General features: G+C 71.8%; 27 protein-coding genes. 20 read left to right on the plus strand and 7 right to left on the minus strand.

Translation table 11 applies throughout. The annotated features are described in order from the left end of the window. Positions 1 to 47: 47 nt before the first annotated feature. Positions 48 to 1616, minus strand: coding sequence for an amidohydrolase family protein (locus tag ACFWBY_RS09565; protein ID WP_385336993.1), 1569 nt, complete (start codon positions 1614 to 1616; stop codon positions 48 to 50). Positions 1617 to 1619: 3 nt separating this feature from the next. Then, positions 1620 to 2897: an amino acid deaminase gene (locus ACFWBY_RS09570; protein ID WP_385336997.1), complete on the minus strand. Its 1278-nt coding sequence runs from the start codon at positions 2895 to 2897 to the stop codon at positions 1620 to 1622. 141 nt (positions 2898 to 3038) lie between these two features. On the opposite strand from ACFWBY_RS09570, the gene ACFWBY_RS09575 reads away from it, so the two are divergent. From ACFWBY_RS09575 to ACFWBY_RS09585, 3 genes are all read left to right on the plus strand, one after another. Continuing rightward, entirely contained in the window at positions 3039 to 3803 is a 765-nt protein-coding gene (locus tag ACFWBY_RS09575; protein WP_385336999.1) for an IclR family transcriptional regulator, read from the plus strand. Continuing rightward, positions 3800 to 4210, plus strand: a complete 411-nt coding sequence (locus ACFWBY_RS09580) for a RidA family protein (RefSeq protein ID WP_385337002.1) — start codon at positions 3800 to 3802, stop codon at positions 4208 to 4210. Before ACFWBY_RS09575 ends, ACFWBY_RS09580 begins: the two co-directional genes overlap by 4 nt. Positions 4211 to 4350: 140 nt before the next feature. Further along, the gene (locus ACFWBY_RS09585) at positions 4351 to 6207 is read left to right on the plus strand and encodes a protein kinase (RefSeq protein ID WP_385337005.1); all 1857 of its coding nucleotides are present in this window, start codon (positions 4351 to 4353) and stop codon (positions 6205 to 6207) included. 52 nt (positions 6208 to 6259) lie between these two features. Here the strand turns inward: ACFWBY_RS09585 and ACFWBY_RS09590 are convergent, their stop codons facing one another. Both ACFWBY_RS09590 and ACFWBY_RS09595 read right to left on the minus strand, forming a co-directional pair. Next, positions 6260 to 7597, minus strand: a complete 1338-nt coding sequence (locus ACFWBY_RS09590; RefSeq protein WP_385337007.1) for a M14 family metallopeptidase — start codon at positions 7595 to 7597, stop codon at positions 6260 to 6262. Between the two features lie 127 nt (positions 7598 to 7724). Next, positions 7725 to 9419 (minus strand): chitinase, encoded by a 1695-nt coding sequence (locus ACFWBY_RS09595; RefSeq protein ID WP_385337009.1) that lies wholly within the window; start codon positions 9417 to 9419, stop codon positions 7725 to 7727. Between the two features lie 390 nt (positions 9420 to 9809). Here ACFWBY_RS09595 and ACFWBY_RS09600 point away from each other — a divergent pair, with 390 nt between their 5' ends. The 14 genes from ACFWBY_RS09600 (at position 9810) to ACFWBY_RS09665 (ending at position 20928) form a co-directional block, all read left to right on the plus strand. After that, positions 9810 to 10778, plus strand: coding sequence for a hypothetical protein (locus tag ACFWBY_RS09600; protein WP_385337012.1), 969 nt, complete (start codon positions 9810 to 9812; stop codon positions 10776 to 10778). Positions 10779 to 10818: 40 nt separating this feature from the next. Next, the gene (locus tag ACFWBY_RS09605; protein ID WP_385337014.1) at positions 10819 to 11520 is read left to right on the plus strand and encodes a Flp pilus assembly protein CpaB; all 702 of its coding nucleotides are present in this window, start codon (positions 10819 to 10821) and stop codon (positions 11518 to 11520) included. Between the two features lie 16 nt (positions 11521 to 11536). Next, positions 11537 to 12868 (plus strand): CpaE family protein, encoded by a 1332-nt coding sequence (locus ACFWBY_RS09610; RefSeq protein WP_385337081.1) that lies wholly within the window; start codon positions 11537 to 11539, stop codon positions 12866 to 12868. A 3-nt stretch (positions 12869 to 12871) separates the two neighbouring features. Next, on the plus strand, positions 12872 to 13240 hold the full coding sequence (locus ACFWBY_RS09615) for a TadE/TadG family type IV pilus assembly protein (RefSeq protein WP_385337017.1): 369 nt from the start codon (positions 12872 to 12874) through the stop codon (positions 13238 to 13240). A 4-nt stretch (positions 13241 to 13244) separates the two neighbouring features. Beyond that, the gene (locus ACFWBY_RS09620; protein ID WP_385337020.1) at positions 13245 to 13604 is read left to right on the plus strand and encodes a TadE/TadG family type IV pilus assembly protein; all 360 of its coding nucleotides are present in this window, start codon (positions 13245 to 13247) and stop codon (positions 13602 to 13604) included. A 7-nt stretch (positions 13605 to 13611) separates the two neighbouring features. Continuing rightward, on the plus strand, positions 13612 to 14949 hold the full coding sequence (locus tag ACFWBY_RS09625; protein ID WP_385337022.1) for a CpaF family protein: 1338 nt from the start codon (positions 13612 to 13614) through the stop codon (positions 14947 to 14949). Next, positions 14946 to 15884: a type II secretion system F family protein gene (locus ACFWBY_RS09630; protein ID WP_385337025.1), complete on the plus strand. Its 939-nt coding sequence runs from the start codon at positions 14946 to 14948 to the stop codon at positions 15882 to 15884. Before ACFWBY_RS09625 ends, ACFWBY_RS09630 begins: the two co-directional genes overlap by 4 nt. Positions 15885 to 15894: 10 nt before the next feature. Then, positions 15895 to 16788 carry a DUF5936 domain-containing protein gene (locus tag ACFWBY_RS09635; RefSeq protein ID WP_385337028.1) on the plus strand — a complete coding sequence of 298 codons (894 nt, stop codon included), beginning with the start codon at positions 15895 to 15897 and terminating at the stop codon, positions 16786 to 16788. 5 nt (positions 16789 to 16793) lie between these two features. Continuing rightward, positions 16794 to 17987, plus strand: a complete 1194-nt coding sequence (locus ACFWBY_RS09640) for a sensor histidine kinase (RefSeq protein ID WP_385337031.1) — start codon at positions 16794 to 16796, stop codon at positions 17985 to 17987. Beyond that, positions 17984 to 18676, plus strand: coding sequence for a response regulator (locus ACFWBY_RS09645; protein ID WP_385337034.1), 693 nt, complete (start codon positions 17984 to 17986; stop codon positions 18674 to 18676). Before ACFWBY_RS09640 ends, ACFWBY_RS09645 begins: the two co-directional genes overlap by 4 nt. A gap of 110 nt (positions 18677 to 18786) precedes the next feature. Next, entirely contained in the window at positions 18787 to 19044 is a 258-nt protein-coding gene (locus tag ACFWBY_RS09650) for a hypothetical protein (RefSeq protein WP_385337037.1), read from the plus strand. After that, entirely contained in the window at positions 19041 to 19667 is a 627-nt protein-coding gene (locus tag ACFWBY_RS09655) for a pilus assembly protein TadG-related protein (RefSeq protein ID WP_385337040.1), read from the plus strand. The genes ACFWBY_RS09650 and ACFWBY_RS09655 overlap by 4 nt, the downstream gene beginning before the upstream one ends. 30 nt (positions 19668 to 19697) lie before the next feature. After that, on the plus strand, positions 19698 to 20285 hold the full coding sequence (locus tag ACFWBY_RS09660) for a hypothetical protein (RefSeq protein WP_385337043.1): 588 nt from the start codon (positions 19698 to 19700) through the stop codon (positions 20283 to 20285). 4 nt (positions 20286 to 20289) lie between these two features. Further along, the gene (locus ACFWBY_RS09665) at positions 20290 to 20928 is read left to right on the plus strand and encodes an OmpA family protein (protein WP_385337046.1); all 639 of its coding nucleotides are present in this window, start codon (positions 20290 to 20292) and stop codon (positions 20926 to 20928) included. A gap of 132 nt (positions 20929 to 21060) precedes the next feature. Here the strand turns inward: ACFWBY_RS09665 and ACFWBY_RS09670 are convergent, their stop codons facing one another. Further along, positions 21061 to 21588, minus strand: a complete 528-nt coding sequence (locus ACFWBY_RS09670; protein ID WP_385337049.1) for a hypothetical protein — start codon at positions 21586 to 21588, stop codon at positions 21061 to 21063. A gap of 135 nt (positions 21589 to 21723) precedes the next feature. Further along, positions 21724 to 22284, minus strand: coding sequence for a TetR/AcrR family transcriptional regulator (locus ACFWBY_RS09675; RefSeq protein WP_385337084.1), 561 nt, complete (start codon positions 22282 to 22284; stop codon positions 21724 to 21726). Positions 22285 to 22479: 195 nt separating this feature from the next. Here ACFWBY_RS09675 and ACFWBY_RS09680 point away from each other — a divergent pair, with 195 nt between their 5' ends. The 3 genes from ACFWBY_RS09680 to ACFWBY_RS09690 all read left to right on the plus strand — a co-directional run bounded on the left by ACFWBY_RS09680 (position 22480) and on the right by ACFWBY_RS09690 (position 23811). Continuing rightward, positions 22480 to 22884, plus strand: coding sequence for a nuclear transport factor 2 family protein (locus tag ACFWBY_RS09680; RefSeq protein WP_385337052.1), 405 nt, complete (start codon positions 22480 to 22482; stop codon positions 22882 to 22884). A 78-nt stretch (positions 22885 to 22962) separates the two neighbouring features. Then, positions 22963 to 23367, plus strand: a complete 405-nt coding sequence (locus tag ACFWBY_RS09685; RefSeq protein WP_385337055.1) for a DUF1992 domain-containing protein — start codon at positions 22963 to 22965, stop codon at positions 23365 to 23367. A 90-nt stretch (positions 23368 to 23457) separates the two neighbouring features. Then, positions 23458 to 23811, plus strand: coding sequence for a hypothetical protein (locus tag ACFWBY_RS09690; protein ID WP_385337058.1), 354 nt, complete (start codon positions 23458 to 23460; stop codon positions 23809 to 23811). Between the two features lie 344 nt (positions 23812 to 24155). On the opposite strand, the gene ACFWBY_RS09695 is transcribed toward ACFWBY_RS09690, so the two are convergent. Beyond that, the gene (locus ACFWBY_RS09695) at positions 24156 to 25175 is read right to left on the minus strand and encodes an SGNH/GDSL hydrolase family protein (protein WP_385337060.1); all 1020 of its coding nucleotides are present in this window, start codon (positions 25173 to 25175) and stop codon (positions 24156 to 24158) included. Positions 25176 to 25526: the final 351 nt, after the last annotated feature.

A 25526-nucleotide genomic window follows, 5' to 3' on the forward strand; every position in this document is an offset into this window, starting at 1 on the left:
TCCGGCGGATGCGGCCAGGGGCCCCGCCGGCCGTCGACGACGGGGCCTCAGCGGCCCCGGTAGGGGGTGCGGCGCACGGACCGCCCGGCCAGGACGTCCGTCCTGCGTCCGTCCCGCATCACGAACCGCCCGTCGATCAGGACGTGCGGGATCCCCGTCGGCAAGGCGCGCGGACGCTCGTACGTGGACCCGGCCGCGACCGTCCGCGGATCGAAGAGGACGAGGTCCGCACGGTGGCCCACCGCGATGGTCCCCCGGTCGGGCAGGCGCAGCCGGGCCGCCGGGCGGCCCGACAGGTGGGCGACGCACTCCTCCAGGGAGAGGACGCCCAGTTCGCGCACGTAGTGCCCGAGGTAGTGCGGGAAGGTGCCGTAGGCCCGGGGGTGCGGTTTCGCACCCTGCAGGATGCCGTCCGAGCCGCCCGTGTGGACCGGGTGGCGCATGATCGCCCGTACGTTCTCCTCGTGCCCGACGTGCTGAAGGATGCTCGGGCCGAGCCGGTCGCCGAGCAGCAGCCGCCGGGCGCTCTCCCAGTCGCGCACGCGCGTGCCGACGTGCGCGCCGTAGGCCGGATCGGTGGTCCCGGCGATCTCGATCGTGGACCAGTCGACGGGCACGCCGTGGCAGCCGTCGGCGCCCTCCACCTCCAGCGCGTAACGGATCCGCTCGGATTCCCCGTCGTCGCGCAGGCGCGCGAGGACCGCCTCGGGTCCGCCCTCGTTCGCCCAGCTCGGCAGGAGGGCGACCAGCGTGGTGCAGCCGGGGGTGTACGGGTAGCTGTCGAGGCTGATGTCGGCGCCGTCGGCCAGCGCCCGGTCCAGGAGGGCCAGCAGCTCGGGGGCGCGGCCCCGGTTCTCGCCGAAGTTCATCGTGGCGTGCGCCAGGTGCAGTGCGCAGCCGGCCTCGCGGGTCAGCTCGACCATCTCGGCGTAGGCGGCGAGCGCGCCGCGCCCGTAGGAGCGGTGGTGCGGGCAGTAGTAGCCGCCGTACGCCGCCACCACGCGGCACAGCTCGGTCAGCTCGGCGCCCGAGGCGTACATCCCGGGGGTGTAGGTGAGGCCGGAGGACATGCCGACGGCGCCCTGCGTGAGGCCCTCGGCGACCAGGGCGCGCATCCGGTCCAGCTCCGCGGCGGTCGCGGGACGGTCGTCCCAGCCGACGGCCAAGGCGCGGACGGTGCCCTGAGGGACGAGGTAGGCGGCGTTGACGGCGATGCCCTGCGCGTCGAGGCGGTCGAGGTAGCCGCCCACGTCCCGCCAGGTGAAGTCGATGTCCTCGCCCGTGCCGTTCCAGCCGGCGATGGCGGCCCGCACCTCGCCCAGGGTCCGATCGTCGGCGGGGGCGTAGGACAGGCCGTCCTGACCGAGGACTTCGAGGGTCACGCCCTGGGCGGCCTTCGCGCTGTGGTCCGGGTCGCGGAGCAGCGCGAGGTCGCTGTGGGCGTGCATGTCGACGAACCCCGGGGAGAGGACCAGACCGTGGGCGTCGAGGGTCCGGCGTCCGCCGCCGAGCCTGCCGATCCGGGCGATGCGGCCCTCGTGGATCCCGACGTCGGCGGTGTAGGAGGGCCCGCCCGTGCCGTCGACGACGCGGGCCCCTCGGATGACCAGGTCCATGTCCTAGAAGAAGGTCCGGACGTAGTCGGTGACCGTGCCGTCGGCCTCCACGACCGGGATGAGCGGCCACTTCTCGAAGATGGTGCAGGGGTGGGACATGCCGAGCGCCACCCAGTCGCCGACGTCCAGGTCCTCGGCGGAGTCCGTTTCCAGCCAGGTGTGCTGGTCGGAGAGCTTGACGACGCGGACGCCCGGGGCCGGCCGCTCGGTGCCGTCGAGCGGGTCGCGCACGAGCTCGACCTCGGGGAGCCCGAGGTCGTAGGCGATGTCGCGCTTGCCGGCGTTGACGAACGCCTGGGTGGGGGAGGGGCGGGAGACGACCTGCGCCCAGAGCCGGAAGGCGGGTCGCAGGCCGCCCTCCTCGGGAACCCGGTTGAAGGGGGTCAGGCGGGTGTACCAGCCGTGGTCGTGGGAGACGTACGCGCCGGAGCGCAGCAGCTTGAGCGTGGGCAGCGACAGCTCCGGGAGCTCGGCGAACACGTCGGCGACCGCGTCGAACCAGGCGGAGCCGCCGGCGCTGACGACGATCTCCTGCGCATCGGCGAACCGCCCCGCCTTGTCGAACTCGACGGCCAGCGAGGTGAGTCGGCGCAGGTACGCGTGCACGGACTCCGGTTCGGCGCCGGGCACCTCGGCCTCGTAGCCGGCGATGCCGACGAGGCGCAGCGTGTCCACCCGCGCCACGGCGTCGGCGACGGCCCGGCAGTCGTCGTCGCTGCGGGCCCCCGTGCGGGCGCCCTCGCCGGCGCCGAGCTCGACGACCACCTCGACGCGCTGGGCCTGGCCCTGGAGGGCCCGGTCCATGAGCTCGACCCCGCGCACGGAGTCCACGTAGCAGACGAACCGGAAGTCGGGGTCGGCGGCGAGCTCGGCGGCGACCCAGCGCAGGGCGGCGGCGTCGACCAGCTCGTTGGCGAGGAAGATGCGCTGGATGCCGAAGGCGCGGTAGACCCGGGCCTGGTGGGGGACGGCGGCCGTGATGCCCCAGGCGCCTTGGGCGAGCTGACGGTTGAACAGCTGGGGGGCCATGCAGGTCTTGCCGTGCGGGGCGAAGGCGAGCCCGTGGCGCTCGGCGTACGTACCGAGGGCGGCGAGGTTGTGGTCCAGCGCGTCGGCGTCGAGGGTGAGCACCGGCGTGGTGAACCCGCCGGTGTACAGGTTGCGCCGTTCGGCGGCGAGCCGGCCGACGGTGAGGCCCGCGTCCTCGGCGTCCGGGGGGAGCCCCTTGAACCGGTGGTCGACCGGTTCCTGGGCGAGGGCCTGGACGGGGTCGCTGGGCATGTACGTGCCTCCCGGGTGTCGCGGTTGTTGCGTCGTGCGCAACGGTCGTTGCGTGTACGGATGCATGCTGTCTAACATCCCGGATGACGGCGGGTCAACGGGCCCACGGCGCCCACAGGACGGCACACGGAGGTACGCGGCGTGAGCCAGTCGGTGGAGCGGGCGCTGCGGATCCTGCCCGCCCTGGCCAAGGGCCCGGCCGGGCTCGGCGAGGTCGCCGAGGTGCTCGGCGTGCACAAGAGCACCGCGCTGCGGCTGCTGCGGACCCTGCACGAGCACGGCCTCGTCTACCGGCAGGCCGACGGGCGCTACCGGCTCGGAGCCGCCCTCTTCGCGCTGGCCGCCGAATCCCTCGAGAACCTCGACGTGCGGGACGTCGCGCACCCGCACCTCGTCGAACTCAACCGGATCACCGGGCACACCGTGCACCTCGCGCTCCACCAGGACGACGAGGTCGTCTACGTCGACAAGGTCGACAGCCGCTATCCGGTGCGGATGTACTCGCGCATCGGCCGGCCCGTGCCCCTGACCGTCGCGGCGGTGGCCAAGCTGCTGATCGCCGACCTGCCGCAGGAGGAGCGCCGCGCCCTCGCGCTGCGGATCGACTACCCGGCGTACACCCCGCGCTCCACCCCCGACGCGGACGCGTACCTGCGGGAGCTGGACCTCGTACGCGCGCAGGGGTGGGCCACCGACTTCGGCGGCCACGAGGAGGCGCTGAACTGCCTCGCCGCCCCCGTCCGCGGACCCGGCGGACGCGTGGTCGCCGCGATGTCCGTGTCCGCCCCCGGCGTGGTCCTCTCCGCCGACGGGCTGCTCGAACTGCTCCCGCTCGTCCGGCGGACCGCGGACGCCATCGGCCGCGAGTACTCAGGCTCGGGCCCCGAACAGGAAGACCGGTCATGACCGACAAGACCGCCATCACCCCCGGCTCCCACACCGCGCCGCCCGCGAGGTTCTCGCACGGCGTGCGCAAGGGCAGCATCCTCCAGGTCGCCGGCCAGGTCGGCTTCCTGCCGCACGTGGACGGGAGGCCGCCGACGCCGGCCGGGCCGACGCTGCGCGAGCAGACGCTCCAGACCCTGGAGAACGTCCGCTCCGTACTGGAGGCCGGCGGCGCGAGCTGGGACGACGCGATTATGATCCGCGTCTACCTCACCGACACCGGCCACTTCGCCGAGATGAACGACCTCTACAACGCCTACTTCGAGGAGCAGGGCCTCAAGGAGGTCCCGGCCGCCCGCACCACCGTGTACGTGGGACTCCCGGACGGGCTGCTGATCGAGATCGACGCCCTCGCGGTGCTCGGATAGCAGCGGAACGGCGGCGCCCGACTCCGGGCGCCGCCACGGGGTTCCGGTGCGCCGGGGACCCGGACATTGGGTACCCTCGCGGGTGACTTCGGGGCGTCGGCGGGAGCTGTATCGCCGCTAGCAGGGGGATGGTTCCTTACATGGGCAGTACACCTTCGGCCGACTTCTTCCAACCGCTCAAGGCGGACGACCCGGCCGTCGTGGGCGGCTACCGCCTCGCGGCGGTCCTGGGCGCCGGCGGCATGGGCAAGGTGTACCTCTCCTACACGCCGGGCGGCCGGCCGATCGCCATCAAGGTGATCCGCGCCGAGTTCGGCGAGGACCCGGAGTTCCGGCGGCGCTTCCAGCAGGAGGTGCGGTCCGCGCAGCGGGTCCAGGGCCTCTACACGGCGCCGGTCATCGACTCGGACACCGAGGGCTCCCAGCCCTGGCTGGCCACGGCCTACGTGCCCGGCCCCTCGCTCGCGCACGCCGTGGCCCGGCACGGTGGACTGCCCGCGAGCAGCGTGCTGTTGCTGACCGTCGGGGTCGCCGAGGCCCTCCACGTCATCCACGGCGCGGGCATCGTCCACCGCGACCTGAAGCCGGCCAACGTCCTCCTCGCCTCCGACGGCCCGCGGGTCATCGACTTCGGCATCGCACGGGCCGCCGACAGCACCGCGCTGACCAGCACCGGCGTCAGTGTCGGAACCCCTGCGTTCATGGCGCCCGAACAGGCGTCGGCGGGTACGGTCACCGCGGCCACCGACGTCTTCGCCCTCGGCCTCATCGCCGCCTTCGCCGCGACGGGGGCTTCCGTCTACGGCGACGGACCCTCGCACGCGGTGCTCTACCGGATCGTGCACGAGGACCCCGACCTCAGCGGGCTGAGCCCGCAGCTGCGGCCCGTGGTGACCCGCTGCCTCAGCCGCGACCCGGCCGACCGCCCGACGGTGACCGAGATCATCGAGCTGTGCAACGAAGCCTCGGCCGTCCCGCTGCGCCAGGGCGAGGACTGGCTGCCGCGGGAGGTGGCCGGTTCCATCACCGAGCGGCTGCGACTGCCCGCCCCGGCGCCCACCCCGCCGCCGCAGCCGCCGACCGCGGCGCCGGCTGCGACGCCGACCGAGCTCTCCCCGCCGCCCGGGGCCCCGAGTACGCCTCCGCCGGCCGCCGCCGCGCCCGCGTACACGCCGACCGGCGTGGCCGCCGCGCCGACGCAGGCCGCTTTGGCGCAGCCCGGGCCGGGGGCGGTGCCGCCCGGCTACCGGACGCCGCCCCCGCAGCCCTCGCAGGCGCGGTCCCCGTACCCGCAGCCGTCGTACCCGCAGCACCCGTACCCGCAGCCCCAGTACACGCCGGGCTACAGCACTCCGCCGCCCTTCCACACCCAGGGGTTCGCGCCGCCCCAGCAGCCCCGCCCCAAGCGGACGGGGCTGATCGTCGCCGGGGCCGTCGTGGCCGCGGTCATCGGGCTCGCGGTCGTCGGGTCCCTGCTGCCGGACGGCAAGGGCGGGGCCGGCGACTCCAAGGGGTCCGGCGGCGCCGCGGCCGGCAGCAGCGCCTCCCCGGGCGCGGACCAGAAGCGGGCCGATCCGCAACCGGTCTCCTACCAGGGCATCGACGTGCCGCAGAACCACCAGCTGATGTTCGCCGACAACCCGCCGCGCCCGGCCGAGGAGTCGAGCGGCGCGGGCGTGAGCTACGGACACGGCGACCTCTACTACTACCGGGACACCCTGTTCGGGGAAGAGAGGTTCGGCACCGCGAACGGGAAGCTGGTCCTGCTGAACAACTCGGAGAAGGGCTCGCTGGAGACCTGCCGCGCCGTGACCCGCTTCACCGAGAAGGTCGGGCTCGACCAGCTCACGGACGGATCGCAGATCTGCGTGCTGAGCAAGGCCGGGCACGTCGCGGTCGCGACCTACCGCGGCAAGTCCGGTGCGAACGAGCCGAGCAGGTACATCACCGTCGACCTCACCATCTGGCGCAATGCCGAGGACGTGAAGAAGGAGTAGACGGCGAGGGGGCGCCCCCCTGGCGGTGGGGCGCCCCGGCGCGTGCGGACCACTACGGGCAGTACTGCGCCTGCTTGCCGATCGAGCGGTACATGCAGTCCGCGTTCTCCAGCAGCTGGAGCACCGCGTCCTTGTTCCGCACCGTCTCGCGCTCGATGACCTCGTCGGGCGGGTAGAAGCCGCCGCCGCCCGAGCCGGTCGGGTACATCTCGAAGGTGTAGGCGAAGATCTTCTGGTTGCCCCACAGCCAGTCGTCGATCGTCCCGTCCGTGATGTACAGGTCGCTCGACTGCTCCGGCGTGTAGCCGTTGCCGGCCGCCATGCTGGTGCCGATCTTCTTGTACACGGCCAGGTCGTCGGCGGTCAGACCGGGCGCCGTGTCGTTGTACGTCCAACCGAACGGCCACAGCACGAGCTCGCTGTAGGTGTGGAAGTCGATGGCGGCCGTGATCTGCTGCTTGCCGCCGACCACACGGCTCCGTACGAAGTCCGAGACCACCTTCACCTCGGGCGCCGACTCCGCCGCCGCGCCCCGGTAGGTCTCGGAGCTCTTGCTGCCGCTGGAGCCGCCGCAGCAGCCCCACTTGTAGTTCCAGTTGCGGTTCTCGTCCGTGCCGACGTACGAGGAGCCGGCGTTGGGCTGCCGGTTCTTGCGCCAGGAGCGGTAGGAGCCGGAGGCGATGTCGTACTCGCCGCCGTCGGGGTTGAGGTCGGGGATGATCCAGATCTCGCGGCCGTTGACCATGTTGGTGACGCGCGTGTCCGTCCCGTACTTCGAGCCGAACTCCTTGAGCAGGTAGAGGGCCATCTCGACCGTCAGGTGCTCACGTGCGTGCTGGTGGGCGGTGAAGAGGACCTCGGGCTCGGCCTCGTCGGCCGCGACGTTGTCGCTGATCTTGATGGCGACGAGGTCCCGGCCCTGGTACGACTTCCCGATCACCCGCTTGCTCATGATCGAGGGGTACTGGGCGATGCGCTGGTCGATCTCCGCGTTCGCCTCGGCGTAGTTGTGGTAGAGCGCGTCCTTCGACGGGAAGTCGTTGACCCCGGCGGCGATGTCGCGTCCGTCGGAGCGGTCCGGCGGTCCGGGCAGCGCGGTCAGCTCGTAGCCGAGCGCGCGCAGCTTCTTCGCCTGCATGGTGTCGGCGCTGACGACGACCGAGCGGGCGTCCACCTCGTCGATGGAGACGCCGGTACGGAGCAGGGCGGTGCGTTCGGCCGCCGTGGCCGGGCCCTGGATCTCGTACTGGACGATCGCCTCGTCCTGGGTGGCGGTGGACGGGGTGGGTGGCGGGGCTGCCGTCGCGCTCATGCCGTAGGCGGGTGCGCCGAGCGCGAGCGCGAGAAGGGCCGCCGTGACGGCGGCCCTTCGGCGGTGGTGGAGCCGCATGCGTTCTCCTGGGTGGGAGTGGGGGGTAGCCGTGCGGACGCGCACAGCGTGCTCTCGTGGCATGTCCGGGTCAAGAATCGGAACCAGCCAGCAGGCGGCCGGTCGGCCACCCCCACACACCTACCTGCTACGGCAGGCCGTGGACCTTCGGACCCACCGCGTTTGACCAAGCGCTACCCGCCTTGGCGTCCCAGTTGGTCGACCAGGTCATCGCGCCCCGCAGTCCGGGGTAGGTCTTCGACGGCTTGAAGCTGCCGCAGCCCGTGCCCCTGGTCAGGCAGTCCAGCGCGTTGTTCACGATGGCCGGCGAGACGTAGCCGCTGCCCGCGCCGCTCGGGGAGGCCGGAACTCCGATGCCCACCTGCGAGGGGTCGAGACCGCCCTCCAACTGGATGCAGGCCAGCGCGGTGAGGAAGTCCACCGAGCCCTGGGAGTAGACGTTGCCGTCGCAGCCGTTCATCGAGCCGCTGTTGTAGTACTGCATGTTGACGACGGTCAGGATGTCCTTCACCGCGAGCGCCGTCTTGAAGTAGCCGCCCTGCGTCGACTGCATGTCGATGGTCTGCGGGGCCATCGTGAGGACGAACGAGGGGCCGGCCTTCGCAGCCAGCGCGCGGAGCGCCTGCGTCATGTAGGTCGGGTTCAGGCCGTTCTCCAGGTCGATGTCGATGCCGCTGAAGCCGTACTCCTGCATCAGCGCGTACGCGGAGTTCGCGAGGTTGGTCGCCGACGCCGAGTCGTTGACCGAGATGGTGCCCTTCTCGCCGCCGATGGAGAGGATGACGGACTTGCCGGCCGTCTTCTTCGCGGCGATGTCGGCCTTGAACTGGGCGACCGTGTAGCCGCCGAGGCCCGCCGAGTCGAGGTTGAAGGCGATGGCGCCGGGCGTGGTCGTGGCGTCGGCGAAGGAGACGGCGATGATGTCGTACTGCGAGGACACGTCGGAGATCTTCTGCACGGTCGCGCCGTTGTTGAAGTTCTGCCAGTAGCCGGTCAGCGCGTGCCGGGGCACCGCGGGGTTCGGGTTGGGGCCCCCGCCGCCCGTCGTGGTGCCGGTGACGGAGGCCGCCTTCGGGCTCTCGCCCGCCGCGTTGTACGCGCTCACCTGGAAGGAGTACGAGGTCGACGCGGTGAGCCCGGTGATCTGCGCGGAGGTGCCCGTCACCGTCCGGACGCGGACGCCGTCCTGGTACACGTGATAGCCGGTGGCTCCGCCGACCGCGTTCCACGAAAGGGTGAGCCCGCTGGAGCTCTGGCCGGAAACGGCGGTGCCGGCCGGGGCGCCCGGCACGGTCGGGGCGGGGTCGGTGCCGCCGCCGCCGTCGGGGCCGAAGACGCTGAACTCGTCGACGACGTAGCCCGGCTGGCCGTACCAGCCGTGGGTGTAGACGGTGACCTGGGTGGTGTTCGGCCCGGTGGTGAAGGTGGTGGACAGCTTCTGGAAGCCGCCGCCCGTGCCCGGCGTCCAGGTGGAGACGTCCTGGGTGCCGGTCCCCGTCGCGCCGAGGTACACGTACGACCCGTTGACCTGCTCGCTCAGCGTGTAGGTCGAATTCGGCTTGACCGTGACGCTCTGGCTGCAGCGGGCGTTGTCCTGGCCCGCCGGGGTGGCCTTCAGGGCGGCGGCGCCGGCGAAGACGGGGGAGGCGACGACCGCGCCGCTGCCGGAGGTGCAGGTCCAGTTGGCGAGGCCGGACTCGAAGCCGCCGTTGCGGGCGACGTTGACGTCGGCGGCCTGGGCGGTACCGGCGGCGAGGGCGGTCAGCGCGCCGGCGGTCAGCGTCACGGCGAGGGGTACGGCGAGGGAGCGTATGCGGTTCACGTGGGCTCCGGTGGGGGGAGAGAGGGGATGTGAGGTACGCGTCCGGGGCAAGTGGGGTGCCCCACCGACAAGTTGGTCTAGTCCAATGTCCATGTCAAGGGTGTTTGCAATATGGCTTGAACCGATCGACCCGGGCGCACGGGTTCCGATCCCGGTTGTCCGGGTTTCCCGCCACCTGTGACATGTGCTCGTGGCACAGGAATGGGCAAGCCCCTGCCCTGCCAGGGGGGACGCGGATATGGTGCTGGGGCAAGGGGGCCGAGGGCTGATCATTTGCGGTCGCGCAGCGCGTGCGCGGCCGTGTGGGGATGTGCGGCGCGCGCCCGGAGCCGTCCGCGGACGGACTGCCGGGTGGTGTGAACGTCCGCTGGGCATGGGGTGAACGGGGGGATGCGCGTGCCGACCGCCATTGCTGTCACCAGCGCCGATCTGGTGCTGCCGGCCCCGGACCGGCACACCCCGACGGCGGCCGTGTTATCGCCGCCGCAGCAGATCGACCTGGAGGGCTCGCTCTCCCAGGCTGCCGCCCTTCTGGAGCGCCACGGCCATCTCGTCGTCGTCGTGCCGCCTTGGCTCCCGGCCGCCACGGTCCACCGGCTGCACACCGTGCGCGCCATCCTGGAAACCGACCGGATGGCGCTCCTCGACATCGATCTCCCGCCGCTGGCAACGGCCCTGCTGGTGCGTCAGCTGCGCCAGCTCAGCGTCTGCGACTTCAGCCCCGGCGTGCTCGCCTCCGCCGCCCGGCTGCTTTCCCACTACATCCACGCGGGCGCCTTGCTGGGCACGGTGGCCAAGCTCGACCGGGTGCCGGTCGGGCTCGGCGCGCACGCCAAGTCGTGGCAGCCGAACGCACTGTTCGCCGTCCTGGCCAACCCGGTCCCGCACCTGGTCAAGCTGGGCGCCTCCAAGCCCTCGGGCGCCCCGAAACCCGGGGGCTCCGCGCTCTCCCGGCGCTCGTCCGGCGCCCACGGCGGCGGGGGCGCCGCCTCCGGCTCCCTGCCCCCCGGGCCCGCGTACGCCACGCACCTCACCTTCGCCAGGGGCCAGCTCGCCTCCGACTGGGTGGTCGGCGACCTGGCACCCGCCTGGCAGGTCCAGGGCGTCATGGAGAACCCGCTGCCGGCCGACTCGCCCGCCTGGTGGGCCACGCCGAAGCTCGTGGAGTTCGCCGCGGCCATCCCGGACCCGTCTGTCCTCTACCAGCTCGTCGCCTCGGTCCGCCGCGAGGAGTGCCGCTGGTGCGGCTTCGAACTCATCGGCGACCGCTGCGGCTTCTGCGCGGCCCCGCTGACCGCGCCACCGCCGGCGACCGCCCCGGCGGGGCGGCCCGCCACCCGCTCCAGATCCAGATCCTGACCGGCCCCGAACGAATCAAGAACGGCGAGGTTGTACGGCCATGAACTCACGCCAGCGCCGCGGCGTCATCCTGCTGCTCCTGTCGGTCCTGTGCGCCCTGGCCGCCTTCGGCGGAGTCCTCGTGGTGATCGGCGACGTCAACTCCAAGGTCGGGGACGAGGTCGTCGCCTACCGGGTGAAGGGCGACATAGCCCCGTACAGCCCGCTGGCGGCCGGACAGTTCGAGGAGGTCACGGTCCCCCGGCGGTGGCTCTCGGCGAGCGCCGTCACCGACCTCGGCCAGCTCAAGGACAAGATCGCGCTCACCACGCTGCGCACGGGCTCGCTGCTCCAGACGGACATGTTCGTCGACCGGCCGCAGCTCCAGCCCGGCGAGCAGGAGATCGCCATCATGATCGACGCCGCGACGGGGGTGGCCGGAAAGATCAACTCGGGCGCGAAGGTCAACATCATCGCCACGTTCAAGGGCGCCAAGGACGGCGACCCGTCCCGCGCGGTGATCATCGTCGCGAACGCCCGCGTCATCAACGTCGGCAAGCTCACCCCGCTCGACAAGGACAGCGACAAGAAGGGCCCCGCCGAGGCCGTCCCGATCACCTTCGCCCTGAACACCAAGGACACCCAGCGCGTCGCGTACGCCGAGTCGTTCGCGGAGCACGTACGCCTGGCCCTGGTGGCCCCCGGCACCGACTCCGCGCCCGGCCCGAACGACCGCACGTACACCCTCGACGGGGACAAGTGAGGCCCGGATGGCAACCCTGAGCACCCGCATCCTCCCCGCGGTCGGCGACCCGGAAGCCGCCCGTGTCATCGCCACCCTCCTCAGCCAGCTGCCCGGAGCCGAGCCGGCCGCCCCCGTACCCGACTCCGCCTCCCTCCTCGACATGCTGGGCCGGCTCGCCGGCGAGTCCCTCGACGACCTGCCCGAGGTGGTCCTCGTCCACGAGCGGATCGGTCCGCTCCCCGCCCTCGAACTCATCCGCGAAGTCGCCCTGCGCTTCCCGGCGATCGGCGTCGTCCTCGTCACCTCGGACTCGAGCCCCGCGCTCTTCTCCGCTGCCATGGACTGCGGCGCGCGGGGCCTGGTCGGCCTCCCGCTCGCCTACGAGGAGCTCGCCGCCCGCGTCCAGGCCGCCGCCCAGTGGTCCGTGGGCGTACGCCGCCACCTGGGCCGGGGCCCCGATGTCTTCACCGGCCCGGGCGGCCGCGTCGTCACGGTCACCGGGGCCAAGGGCGGGGTCGGCGCCACCTTCACGGCGGTGCAGTTCGCGCTGGCGGCGGCCGCCGCGGGGCGGCGTACCGCACTGGTCGACATGGACCTCCAGGCAGGGGACGTCGGCTCGTACCTCGACGTGCAGTTCCGCCGCTCCATCGCCGACCTCGCCGGCATCCAGGACATCTCGCCGCGCGTCCTGCAGGACGCCGTCTACGACGACCGGACCGGCCTGGCCCTGCTCCTGGCGCCGGCCGAAGGGGAGCGCGGCGAAGAGGTCGACGACCGGGCCGCCCGGCAGATCATCGCCGCGCTGCGCGCCCGGTACGAGCTCGTCGTCATCGACTGCGGCACCCAGGTCACGGGCGCCAATGCGGCTGCCGTGGAGACGGCGGACGTGGCGGTGCTGGTCACCACCCCAGACGTGGTCGCGGTGCGGGCGGCGAAGCGCATGGTCCGGATGTGGGAACGGCTCCAGGTCCGCAAGGCGCAGGACACCGCGGTGGTCGTCAACCGCTGGACCAAGCACACCGAGATCCAGCCCGCCCTGATCCAGAAGATCACCAAGACCCGGGCCGTACGGACGCCGGTGCCGGCCGCGTTCAAGGAACTCCAGGCGGTCGTCGACGCCGGGCGGGTGCAGGACCTGGACAACAGGTCGACGGTGAAGCAGGCGCTGTGGACGGTGGCGGGGGAGCTGGGCCTGCTGGCACCCCCGGAGACCGCGGCCGCGGACACCTCCGCCCCCTTGACCGCCCACTCCGGCGCCGAGCCGGGCGCGGCCGTGGCGGTACGGACCTCCGGGCCGCTGGCCAGGCTGCGCGGCGGCGACCGGGGCGCGCTCGGGCCGTGGCCGCGGCGCGGCCGGGAGGGCTGAGGGGTGCCCGCGCGCAGACGGGGCGGGCGCGGCGACCAGGGGCAGGTGGCGGTCGAGTTCGTCGGCACGGTGCCGCTGATCCTGCTGCTCGTCGCGGCCGTGTGGGAGTGCGTGCTGATCGGGTACGCGTTCTCGCTCGCGGGCAACGCCGCGGACGAGGCGGCGCGGGCGGGAGCGGTGAAGGGGGCCGCGGAGTGCCGGGCCGCGGCGGGCAAGTACGTCGGGAGCAGCTGGAGCATGTCCGTGGACTGCGGTGCGTCGGGGGGCGTCTACAAGGCGACCGTCAACCTCAAGATCCCGGTGCTGTTCCCCGGGCTCGACTTCGGCTCGATCGACGGCACGGCCGGTGCGGCGATGGAGAGGGAGGAATGACGCCATGAGGCGGCGCAACCAAGCGGACCGGGGCCAAGTAGCGCTGGAGTACATCGGCTTCATCCCCATCCTGCTGCTCGTCGCCCTGTGCGGGATCCAGCTCGGCTGGGTCGCGTACGTCCACCAGCAGGCGCAGACGGCGGCGCGGACGGCGGCCCGGGTGGAGGCGCGGACGGGCAGGGGCGGTGAGGCGGCGGGCGAGGGGGCCGTCACGGGCAGCCTGGAGGCGACGGTGACCGTGACGAAGACGGCCGACGCGGTCACGGCCAGGGCGACCATCCGCGTCAACTCCGTCCTCCCCGGCGTCTCCTTCGAAGACGCCACCGCCACGGTGATCATGCCCAACGACGACCCGAAGGAGTGACGAGACCATGAGCCTGCGTTCCCGGGTCAACACACCGGACGACCGCCACAACCCGCGCGAGGACGGCCGGCTCGTCTCCTCGTACCGCGCCAAACTGCTGGAGGAGATCGACCTCGCGGAGATGTCCGCGCTGGCCCCCGCCGAGCGCCGGGCGCGGCTCGAACGCGTGCTGGGCCACATCATCAGCCGCGAGGGCCCCGTCCTGTCCACGGACGGGCGCGCCCAGCTGATCCGCCGCGTCGTCGACGAGGCGCTCGGCCTCGGCGTGCTCGAACCGCTCCTCGAAGACCCCACGATCTCCGAGATCATGGTCAACGGCCCCGACCAGATCTTCGTGGAACGGGCCGGGCGCGTCGAGCAGCTCCCGCTCCGCTTCGCCTCGCACGACCAGCTGATGCAGACCATCGAGCGCATCGTCTCGACCGTCAACCGCCGCGTGGACGAGGCCAACCCGATGGTCGACGCCCGCCTGCCCAGCGGCGAGCGCGTCAACGTCATCATCCCGCCGCTGTCCCTGACCGGCGCGACACTCACGATCCGCCGCTTCCCCCGGGCCTTCACCCTGCGCGAGATGGTCGGCCTCGGCTCCCTGGACGAGCAGATGCTCCTGCTCCTGTCGGGCCTGGTCGCGGCCAAGATGAACGTGATCGTCTCCGGCGCCACCGGCACCGGGAAGACCACCCTGCTCAACGCCCTGTCCGGACTGATCCCGGAGGGCGAGCGGATCATCACCATCGAGGACTCCGCCGAGCTCCAGCTCCAGCAGGCACACGTGATCCGCCTCGAATCCCGGCCCGCCAACGTGGAGGGCAAGGGCCGGATCACCATCCGCGACCTCGTACGCAACTCCCTGCGCATGCGCCCCGACCGCATCATCGTCGGCGAGGTCCGCGGAGGCGAGACGCTCGACATGCTCCAGGCGATGTCCACGGGCCACGACGGCTCCCTCGCCACGGTCCACGCCAACAGCTCCGAAGACGCCCTGATGCGCCTCCAGACCCTCGCCTCCATGTCGGAGGTCGAGATCCCCTTCGAGGCGCTCCAGGACCAGATCAACAGCGCCGTCAACGTCGTCGTCCAGCTGACCCGCTTCGGCGACGGCACCCGGCGCATCACCGAGATCTCCATCCTCGACTCGCACGGCCGCGAACCGTTCCGGATCACCACGGTCTGCCGGTTCGTACCGCAGCCGATGGGCGCGGACAACCGCGTACGCGGCTACTTCCAGTACCTTCCCCTGCCGCGCCGCATCGCGGACCGCCTCTACATGAACAGCCAGCCGATCCCGCAGGCTTTCGGCGTGGCCCTGTCGGACGACGAACTCACCACACGGACCGCCCTGTGAACCCATACGTCTCCCTCACCCTCGGCGCCGCACTGCTGGCCTGCCTGTTCGTGGTGTGGGGCGTCCACGCCTACTCCGCGGGCCGCGCCCAGCGCGCCGCCCTCATCGAACGCCTCTCGGCGAGCGGAGCACCGGACCCGGTCGGGCGCGTGCGCCGCTTCCGCAGTCTCGACCGGCGCCTGCGGCGCACGAAGCTGGGGCGCCGCATCGAGATCAAGCTGGCGACGACCGGCCTGGACACCACCCCGGGCGAGTTCTTCGTCTCCATGCTGGCCTCGGTCGCGGCCGTCTGGCTGATAGCCGCATCCCTGCTGGCCCCGTTCTTCGGCCCGGTCGCGGGCGCGCTGGGCCTCTGGGCGGCCAACGCCTTCCTGAACTGGCAGCGCACCCGGCGCACCGAACGCTTCATCAACCAACTCCCCGAACTCGCCCGCATCCTGGCCAACGCCACCCAGGCGGGCCTGGCCCTGCGCACGGCCATCGGCATAGCGGCGGAGGAACTCGAAGCCCCGGCGGGCGAGGAACTCACACGCGTCGCCGACCGCCTCGCCATCGGCCACTCCATCGAGGAATCCCTGAGCGAGCTGACGCAGCGCCTGCCGTCGCGGGAACTGGTCGTCCTGGTCTCCACCCTCGTCCTGTCGGCGCGGGCGGGCGGCGCGATCGTCGGCAGCCTGCGGAACCTGACGGTGACGCTGGAACAGCGCAAGGAGACGAGGCGGGAGATCCGGACGCAGCTGTCCCAGGTGACGGCGACGGCGTACCTGGTGCCCGCGATCGGACTCGGGGCACTACTGCTGGTGAACTGGATGATGCCCGGCGCCCTGGACCGCATGACGGGCGCCCTGATCGGCCAGATGGCGGTGCTGGTGTCGCTGGGCCTCTTCGCCGTCGGCTTCGTCCTCATCCGCCGTATGTCGAAGATCGACGTGTGAGGAGGCTGCCGTGACCGCTCTGCTCCTCGCCGCCCTGGTGGGCGCGTCCGTCCTCGGGATCTTCCACGGGATCCGCCTCTACCGCGCGGACGTCAAACTCCCCACCGACCTGGCGCTGGCCCTGGAGGTCGGCGCCACCCGCACGACGGCCGTCGGCTCGGCCGTCGACCGGATGGGCATCCGCTACGCACCCCTGGTCCTGCGCCTGATGGGACCGGACCGGGTGGCCCGCAAACGCCGCCAGATCGACTCGGCAGGCAATCCGGCCGGCCTCACGATCGACCGCTACGCGGCGCGCCGCGCGGTGTACGGCGCCCTGGGCGCCCTGGGCGCCTTCGCGATGCTCCTCAACGGCAGGCTGGTCCCCGCCCTCCTGATGATCGCCTTCGGCCTGTTCTGGATCGAGGTCGGCCTGTGGTCGGCGATCCGGATCCGGCGCGACCACATCGAGCGGACGCTCCCGGACTTCCTCGACGTGCTGGCGGTTGTGGTGAGCGCGGGGCTGGGCTTCCGCCAGGCCCTGGGCCGGGTGGCGGGCCAGTACGAAGGTCCGTGGGCCGACGAGATCCGCATCACCTTGCAGCAGATGGACATGGGAGTCAGCCGCCGCCAGGCCTTCGACGCCCTGCGGCGGCGCAACGACTCCGAGCAGGTCGCGCAGTTCGTCACCGCCCTCCAGCAGGGCGAGGAGCTCGGCTCCCCGATCGTGGAGACCCTGATCGCGATCGCCGACGACATGCGGCGCACCGACGCCCAGAACGCCCGCCGCCGGGCCGCACGCGCCATCCCGAAGGCCACCTTCGCGGTCACGACGTTCATGCTGCCCGGAACGCTGATCCTGCTCGTCTGCGGGTTCGTCTACGGCGCGGACATCGACTTCGGCGCGATGCTCGGGGACGGGTGAGCGCCATGGCGGTACTGGACATCGCCCTGCCGCCGCCCGCGCCCGCGCCGGCACCTTCCCCGACCCTCCGGACCAACGCCCTCCAGGCCCTCTGCCGCCAGGTCTTCGCCTTCCGCATGGTGATGATCGGCCTGGGCGCGCCGCTGGCACTGGCACGGACGGCACGCGGGGGGCCGACGTACCTCGTCGGCGGCGCGATCCTGCTCACCTTCACCGTGTCCTACCTCCTCTTCCGCGACTGGGAGCGCTACGGCCCGATGCTGCTGCGCCGCCGCGGGCTGCTGGCGGTCGACATGGCGTTCAGCGCCCTGCTCGTGGTCACCGCGACCCCCGGGTCCCCGCTCGGCTTCGTCTCGGTCTGCACCCCGCTGCTGGCCGGACTGGTCTACGGGTGGCGCGGCGCGGCGGTCTACGCGTCCGTCCAGGCCGTCGCGGTGGCCGCCCTCGCGGGGACGCCGGTCCTGCCCGCACTGTGCCTGATCGCGGGCGGGGCGGGATCCTGCCTGCGCGACCTCCTCTTCCGCTTCGGCGAGGCGAGCCGGGCGCTGGCCGAGACCCGGGCCCGCCTGGCGGTGGCGGAAGCGGTCCGCGCCGAACGCGACCACCTGGCACGCGAGATGCACGACTCGGTGTCGAAGACCCTGCACGGCCTGGCCCTGGCGGCGGACGCCCTGGCCCGGACGACGGACCCGGCACTGATCCGCGACCGCGCCGAGCTGCTGTCCGCGGCGGCCCGCCGGGCGGCGGCGGAGTCCCGGGCGCTGCTCGCGGACCTGCGGTGCGACCTGGAGACCCCGGGGGTGTCGCTGCTCCCGCACCTGCGGTCCCTCGCCGCCGGCGCGGAGCTCCGTACCGCGGGAGTCCTGCCGACCGTCCCGGCGCCGGTGGCCCGCCACCTGCTGGCGGTGGCCTCGGAGGCCCTGGAGAACGCCCGCCGGCACGCCGCGGCCTCCCACGTCACGGTCTGCCTGGCCGCGGACGCCACCCACCTCACCCTGACCGTCCAGGACGACGGCCGCGGCTTCCCCGACGGCGTCGACCTCCCCGCCCTCCCGGGCCGGGGCCACTTCGGCCTGCTGGGCATGACGGAACGCGCCGCCGCCGTCGGCGCCCGCCTGTCCGTCGGTCCCGGCCCGGCCGGGGCGGGGTCCGAAGTCCGGCTGGAACTACCGCTCGCCGCACTGCGGAGGACCGAGTGACGCCGTCACCGCTGCGCGTCCTCATCGCCGACGACAACCCGGTCGTGCGGGCCGGCCTGGCCGCGCTCCTGGCCGCGACCGGCGGCATCGAGGTGGTAGCCCAGGCCGCGGACGGCCGCGACGCCCTGCGGCTGACCCGGCTGCACGCCCCGGCGGTCGTCCTGCTGGACGTCCGCATGCCGGGCGTGGACGGCATCTCGGCACTTCCGCACCTGGTGGGGCTGGCCCCGGTGCTGATGCTGACGTACAGCCGGGAGTCGGACATCGTCCGCGAGGCGCTGCTCCTGGGCGCGGGCGGCTACCTGGTCCACGGAGAGTTCACCGCGGACGACCTGATCCGCGCGGTCCACGACGTCCGCGACGGACGCCCCCATTTCACGCCATCGGCGGCGAGCGCGCTGCTCGCGGAACTGCGAACCTCTTCGCAGCCGCAACGAACTGTGGCACAGTCATCTGAACGCCTGCACAACTCTGTTGTCTTCGGGCTGAGTTCGCGGGAGGTGGAGATCATGGAGCTCATCGCGTCAGGAATGAACAACCAGCAGATCGCGGCCGCCTGCTTCATCAGCGAGAAGACGGTCAAGAACCACATCAACCGCATTTTCGCCAAGCTCCGCAGCACTACCCGGAGCGAGGCGATCGCACGGTGGCTGGGAACGGCCCGTCCAGGGGTGAGCGGCCATGGGTAGACAGAGTGCGCAGTGGGTCCGTAATTGGGCCCCGGGACCCTTGGTACCGACCCCCATCGGGCCGTACCGTCCGCAAATCGACAGCGGCACCCGACCGGGAGGGACCCCCCATGTCACACAACGCGCTGCTGAAGGCGACGGTTCACACGAGGGTCAGCGTGAGCAGCTGGGTGGACACGGCCGTCACGAGGACGCGCAAGCGATACGCGGGGATGGACCGGGGGCAGACGGCCTTCGAATACCTGGGGATCATCCTGGTGGTCGTTGTGATCATCGGTGCGATCATCGGCACGGGTATCGGCACGGCGATCACGGACCGGATTGCAGCGGCAGTCGCGGCGGTTACGGCTGGCGGCGGCAAGAAGTGATCTCGGGTCGCTTCGGCGACCGAGGGCAGGCCTTCCCCATCTACATGGTGGCGGTGGTAGGTCTGCTTTTTGCGATGCTCGCATTCTTCGTCGTGGGGATGGCGGGTGATACCCGCAGTGAGGCGCAAGGTGCTGCTGATGCCGCCGCGTTGGCAGCAGCCCGAGAAGCTCGGGACGGTGTCTTTGCGGACCTGAAGCTGGTTGATCTCAAGCCGGCCGACTGGGAGCGGATCCTCAACGGCAAACGCTTTGATGTGGAAGGCGCCTGCGGGGCAGCCGAGCGCTTCGCCGAGCGGAACAACGCGACGGCCACGTGTGAAGCGGCTCTTCCGAGATTCACGGTCTCGGTGACGACGGACCGTTCTGTCGGAGGGTCTGTTGTGCCGGGCACCGAGGCGGTGCACGGCAGAGCTGTGGCCACGGCCGTGATCAAGCCCCTCTGTTCACTGGGGCCGACGCCCACGCCGACGGCTACGACCGCTCCACCTGACGGCGGGCTACCCAAACCTGATCAGGTGACCATCACGTGTGATGGTCACACGGCCATCGAGTTGGATCCCCTGAATCCAGGTCAGCTGTCGAAGCTGGCGCGAAGCCTCTTCAGCGTGCGACTGGTCAGCTGAAGGCCACGAGAGACAAGGAAAGCGGCGCATATGAACGTTCGGCACAAGGCGAAGGTCCGCGGGGGAGCGGCCGTAGCGGTTGCGGCGGTCCTGGCCCTCACAGCGGCCGGATGCGGTGGTGACGACAACAAGTCGAAGTCGGATGAGACGCCGGCCGCTTCGCAGGCGACTTCACAGTCTGATGCGAAGCCCTCCTCAAATACGAGCCAGAGCCCTCAGCCCACCGAAGTGCTCGCTACATCGAACGGCGACCCCGGCATCGTCTTGACCATCAACTCGGCCGTACGCGATCCGAGTGGCTTTGTGACCGTCAGCGGTCAGATCAAGAATGGTGGAGGCGAGGTCTTCACCAAGGTCACGGCCTGGCGAGGAGATGAGCGAGACGCCAGTGGCACGTCTGTAGCGGGCGCCAGTCTGATCGACAAGGCAGGTAAGAAGCGGTACTACGTGCTTCGGGACACCGAAAGCCGCTGCCTCTGCACCACTGGCATCACCCGCATCGAGCCTGGCACGGCCATCCCGTTCTTCGCCCAGTTTCCGGCGCCCCCGGCCTCCACAGCACAGGTCGAATTCACTCTGCCCACCTTCGCCACGGCCACCGTCAAACTCTCCGGGTGACCCCATGACAAAACTCCACCGCACCACCGCCGCCACGGCAGTCGCCGGGCTCGTCATCGCCGGCGCCCATCTCATCGGCGCGACGAGCGCCCACGCCGACGAGGCCAAACCGTCCGTGCCCCCCGGAACAGAGCCGTCCGCTTCCGCCCCCGTGCCCATCGACTCCAACGCCCCCGGGCTGAAGATCCCCCAGGGCGGAACCCTCGCTCCCGTCAAGGTCCTCGACATCGCCGAAGTGGTCGAAGACCTCGGTGGGGAACAGCGCCGGCAGGAGACCAATCAGACCGTGATGATGGCGCTGCAGTCCGAGGTGATGTTCCCCGAGAACAGTGCCGTCTTCAACGCCCAGGCAGCCGCCCGGATACAGGCCATCGCGCAGGAGATCAACACGCAGAAGGCGACCCGGGTCCGCGTCTTCGGTTTCACCGATGACCAGGGCAGCTACGAGCACGGCCAGGAGCTGTCCAAGCAGCGTGCCGACGCCGTGCAGGCGGAGTTGGCGAAGACCGTGACCAATCCCAGTGTCGTCTTCGACGTGCGCGGCTACAGCGAGGACTACCCGATCGCCGACAACAACACCGAGGAAGGCCGCAAGAAGAACCGCCGCGTCGAGATCACCTTCCCGCGCGGCGCGGGCCAGTAGACCGCCCGAGCCCCGGCACCGTACCGCCTCGGCCGAGAAGCCGGGGCGGGAACGACTTCGGTGCGCGCCGGAGGCCCGGGGCCCCGGCGCGCACCGAAGGTACGCCAGCGGGTGCGCTCGGCCGCGCTGCGTTCAGCCGCTGCGCTCAGCGGGGCCGTCGTCGCCCTTGGGGCCGGTCACGGGAGTGGAGACCGCGTACAGGGCCGGCGAGTCGCTTCCGGCCGCCCACTCGCCGCCGCCGAGCGTCGTGCCCTCCGGCGCGTCGGCGTCCACCCGTACGAGTACCCCCAGCCGGGTGTCGCTCCGCGCCGGGAAGGAGAAGCCCGCGCGGGTCCCGGCATCACAGGTCAGCTGCCGCGCGTCGGCCGAACGCGTACAGGGGGCGGCGGCGCGGCCGTTGTTCCAGGAGAACTCCGCCTCCGGGAACGTCGTCCGCTCCGGCGCGGTGATCCGGAACGTGCCACGATGCACCGCGTCGGCACCGGCGCTGGCGACGATCACGACACGGCCGGTCTTGCCGGCGGTGATCGAGGGGACGTACGGCTGGGAGTAGCGGACGTGCGGCGAGTCGTCGGCGAAGGCGGGCGCGACCGGGAGCAGGCAGGTCGCGGTGACGGCCGCGACGACCAGAGCCGCGGACGTACAGCGGGATCCAGACAAGGGTGTTTCCTCCGCAAGGAAGGAAAGGCGCCGGAACCGGCAGATGATCGCCGAATGCGGTCCACCGGTGGACAGGGGGGCCGTGGTCAGTTGCAAGCTGATGATGAGACCCGCCTGTGTACGACGCGTTACCGGTCACTCGGCAGCCGCGTGAATCCCACGCTCCGCGCCGGCCAGCACGTACGCCGCCTCCCGCGCCCGCAGCGCGGGCTCCGGGCCGGGCTCCAGGGACGCCACCACCGTCGCACCCTCGACGAGCAGCAGCAGTTGCTCCGCCAGGCCCTCCCGGCCGCGGCCGGTGATCTCGGCCAGCAGCGCCCGTAGCTCCGCCTTGTGCCGCCGGACCACGTCCAGCACGCCGGCCGGGCCCGCCCCCAGTTCCCCGAAGGCGTTGAGGAAGGCGCAGCCGCGGAAGTCCGGCTCCGAGAACCATTCCGCGAGCCAGTCGAAGACCGCCCCGACGGGGTCGGTGCTGTCGGACACCGCGTCGCGCAGCCCGCTCATCCAGCGCTGGTCTCGGCGCTCAAGGTACGCGGTGACCAGGGACTCCTTGGCGGGGTAGAGGCGGTAGAGCCGCTTGAGCGCGACACCGGACTCCGCGCGGATGCGGTCCATGCCGACGGCCTGGACGCCCTCGGCGTAGAACAACGCCTCCGCGGTGTCCAGCAGCCGGGTACGGGCTTCTTCGTCGTTCATCGCAGCAGCGGGCATACGGGCAGCGTAGACCAGAATCGCTTGCGGGGAGAACGCTCGTTCTCTAGGGTGAGAACGACCGTTCTTCATGTGTTGCCGAGTCGATGAGGTGTGCCCGCCGTGACCACCCCCACCCCTCCCGCCGCTCCAGCTTCCCCTGGCACTCCCGCCGCCTCCAGCCCTCCCGTCTCGGCTGCCGTGCGACCGCCCTTGCCGCCCTTCACCGAGGAATCCGCCCGCGCCAAGGTCCAGGCCGCGGAGGACGCCTGGAACAGCCGCGACCCCGAACGCGTCGCCCTCGCCTACACCGAGGACTCCTCCTGGCGTAACCGCGACCGCTTCCTCACGGGCCGCGCCGAGATCCGCGCCTTCCTCGCCGACAAGTGGGAGCGCGAGCTGGAGTACCGGCTGCGCAAGGAGCTGTGGGCGTACACCGACAACCGCATCTCCGTGCGCTTCGAGTACGAGTGGCACGACGCGCGGGGGCAGTGGTGGCGCAGCCACGGCAACGAGCAGTGGGAGTTCGACGCCGCCGGCCTGATGCGCCGTCGCGAGGCCAGCATCAACGACATCCCGATCGCGGAATCGGACCGCCGGCTCTAGGCGTCCAGCTTGGTTACCGACAGTAACTGCCTTTTCGGGTGGCGGAGATATGCTGGTGGGGACCCCCGAGGAGGCAACGTGACCGAGCGCAAACCGCCTGGCGTCAGCTTCGAATCCTTCGTGGACCGGCAGATCAGACAGGCCGAGGAGCGCGGCGACTTCGAGGAACTGCCCGGCTTCGGCAAGCCGCTGGCCTCGCTCGACGCCCCGTACGACGAACTGTGGTGGATCAAGGGGAAGCTGCACCGTGAGGGCTTCGCGGTCCTCCCGCCGGCGCTCGCCCTCCGCAAGGAGGCCGAGGACGCGAGGGAGGCCGTCCGCGGCGCCCGCACCGAGCGCCAGGTCCGGGACATCCTGACGGAGGTCAACGACAAGATCCGCGCGGCCCTGCGCATGCCGCCCCCCGGCCCGCCGCTGAACCTCACGGAGTTCGACGTCGAGGCCGAGCTGTCGCAATGGCGCGAGGGCCGCGCGTCCCGCTAGAGCCTGCCCGGGTGCTCCGCGCCGCCCCGCGCGGAGCACCCGTGTAAACCAGGCGGGCCGTGCGGTCTCCGCCGCATAGGCTCCAGCCGCGTGACGCACCTCCACGCCAGCCTGGTCCAGCACGCACGATGCATCTACGGCGACGAGTACGCCCCGACGCCGCCATGCCACCGCGAACACCACCATGAGTACTTCGTCGAACAGCTGACCTTCGCCGACGCGGACACGATCATCGGGATGCTGCGCGAACTGTGCCCGCACCGACTGGACGGACTCCTCCCGGTCTGGATACGCAACCTCGCCTACCGGCTCATCACCCTCCAGCGGCCCGACGACGCGGCCCTGCTCCGCGAGGCGGCGGACAACCTCTACTGCCACGGCCCCTCCTGGGACGCCATAGCCGACGACCTGTCCCGCCGGGCCGAAGAGTTGGAGTGCCGGTGAGTCCTCCGCGGCCCCCCTGTTCCTGACCGCCTGACCGCCTGACCGCCTGACCGAACGGTCGTCTGCCCTCGCATGAGGAAGATCTTCTTCAGCAGCGGGGTGAAATTGGCCCGGGGTACCGGGCGTTGACTCTCATCCCGGTGTCCGTGTGGTCGATGACCGTCGCCTTCGTCAGCTCGGCTCGGCGACGATGGCGGTCATTCCGGCGAGCGGTACATCGGCCTCCTCGGTTGATCCGTCCCTCGTTGGGTTGGCGCGGCTGCGTCGTTGCGGCTGGTGTGGGCCGCGGTGCTGGGGGTGGGGTGAGTGGGCCCCGGCGGTGGCTGGGTGGGAGGGCGTTCCGGTCATCTCCTGGTCGCGCCCAGGCTGATCAAGGTTTCTGTGACGAGGTCGGCCTGGTGGGTCGCGCCGCGGAGGTTCGGGTGCAGGACGGTGCAGGCCTCCCCCCTGGCCGGGATGGAACGGCAGACCTCGGAGGGCGGATCGCCCTGCCCGCCGGGCCCGGTCAGGCTGTCCTTGATCCCGTACGTCCAGCGCTGGTCGGCCGTCGCGCACACGCCGTGGCCGGTGCTGGAGGAGTACGTGTCCACATACGCCGCGCCGCCGTGCCGGGCCTGCTCCCGCAGGAGGTCGTTGACCCGGCGCTCCAAGGTGTCGAGCCAGGGCATGTCGCCCTTGGTGATCGTGCCGAGCTGGTGCCACGAACCCCAGCCGCAGCCGGCGGCCTCGTCCACGACGGCCGGGTACCCGACGACCGCGACCTTGGCGCGCGGCGCGCGCCCGCGGATCTCCTTCAGCAGGGCCGCGAAGTCGTCCTCCAGGGAGGTGAAGCGGGCATCGAGCCGGGAGGCGGCCTCTCCGCGCGTGTAGTGGTCGGTACACGGGCGGCCCATCCCGAAGGAGGCGAGGCCCCGCTTCACGCAGGTCTCGACGATGTCGGCGAAGCCGACGGAATTGCCACCGACGCCGACCGTGACGAGATCGGTGGTCGCGGAAACGGCCCCGACCTGCGCCGGTTTGGCGGCCCACCCGCCCGGTGGAGGTACGGACGGCGGCCCCTTCAGCTCGGACTGTGTCCCTAGCAGCCCCGCTCTGACCTCGGCCCCGGAGCACGTGACATCGGTGAGCCTCACCTGCAGCCGCCGCGCCGCCTGGTGCGGGTAGTCGTGCTCGGAGCGGCCGCACCCGTCGGCATTCCACGGGCGCACGAAGGAGCCGGCGCTGTAGGAGTCCCCGAGGGCGACGTAGGAGAGGGGAGGGGCCGACGCCCGTGCCGGTGCCTGTGCCTGTGCCTGCGGCGTGAGAGTGGCGGTGAGGAGTGCGGCGGCGGTGGTCGCGGCGGCGGTGAGCGCGAGACGGATCATGGCGGTGCCCTTCGGGTCCGGCGCCACAGCCCCTCCGCGGCGCGCATCACCAAAAGTAGCGGCTCTTACTACGGAGAGTAACTATTTGGGGGTGCGGTTCGCCGCATCGAGTGAATGGGGGGTGGGTCCCGGCCCTGAGGCGGTCGGCCCGGCCGGCCGTCGCGCTCCAGTCGCCTCTGTGCCCCGCGTGGCGCCGTGCCGATGCGGCGCCCCGCCGCGCCCGCCCCGCGGTGAGGCCGCGCCCGTGCGTCCCGCGCCCCGCGGTGAGGCCGCGCCCGTGCGTCCCGCGCCCCGCGGTGAGGCCGCGCCCGTGCGTCCCGCGCCCCGCGGTGAGGCCGCGCCCGTGCGTCC

The organism is Streptomyces sp. NPDC060049, assembly GCF_042736715.1.
GTDB lineage: Bacteria > Actinomycetota > Actinomycetes > Streptomycetales > Streptomycetaceae > Streptomyces.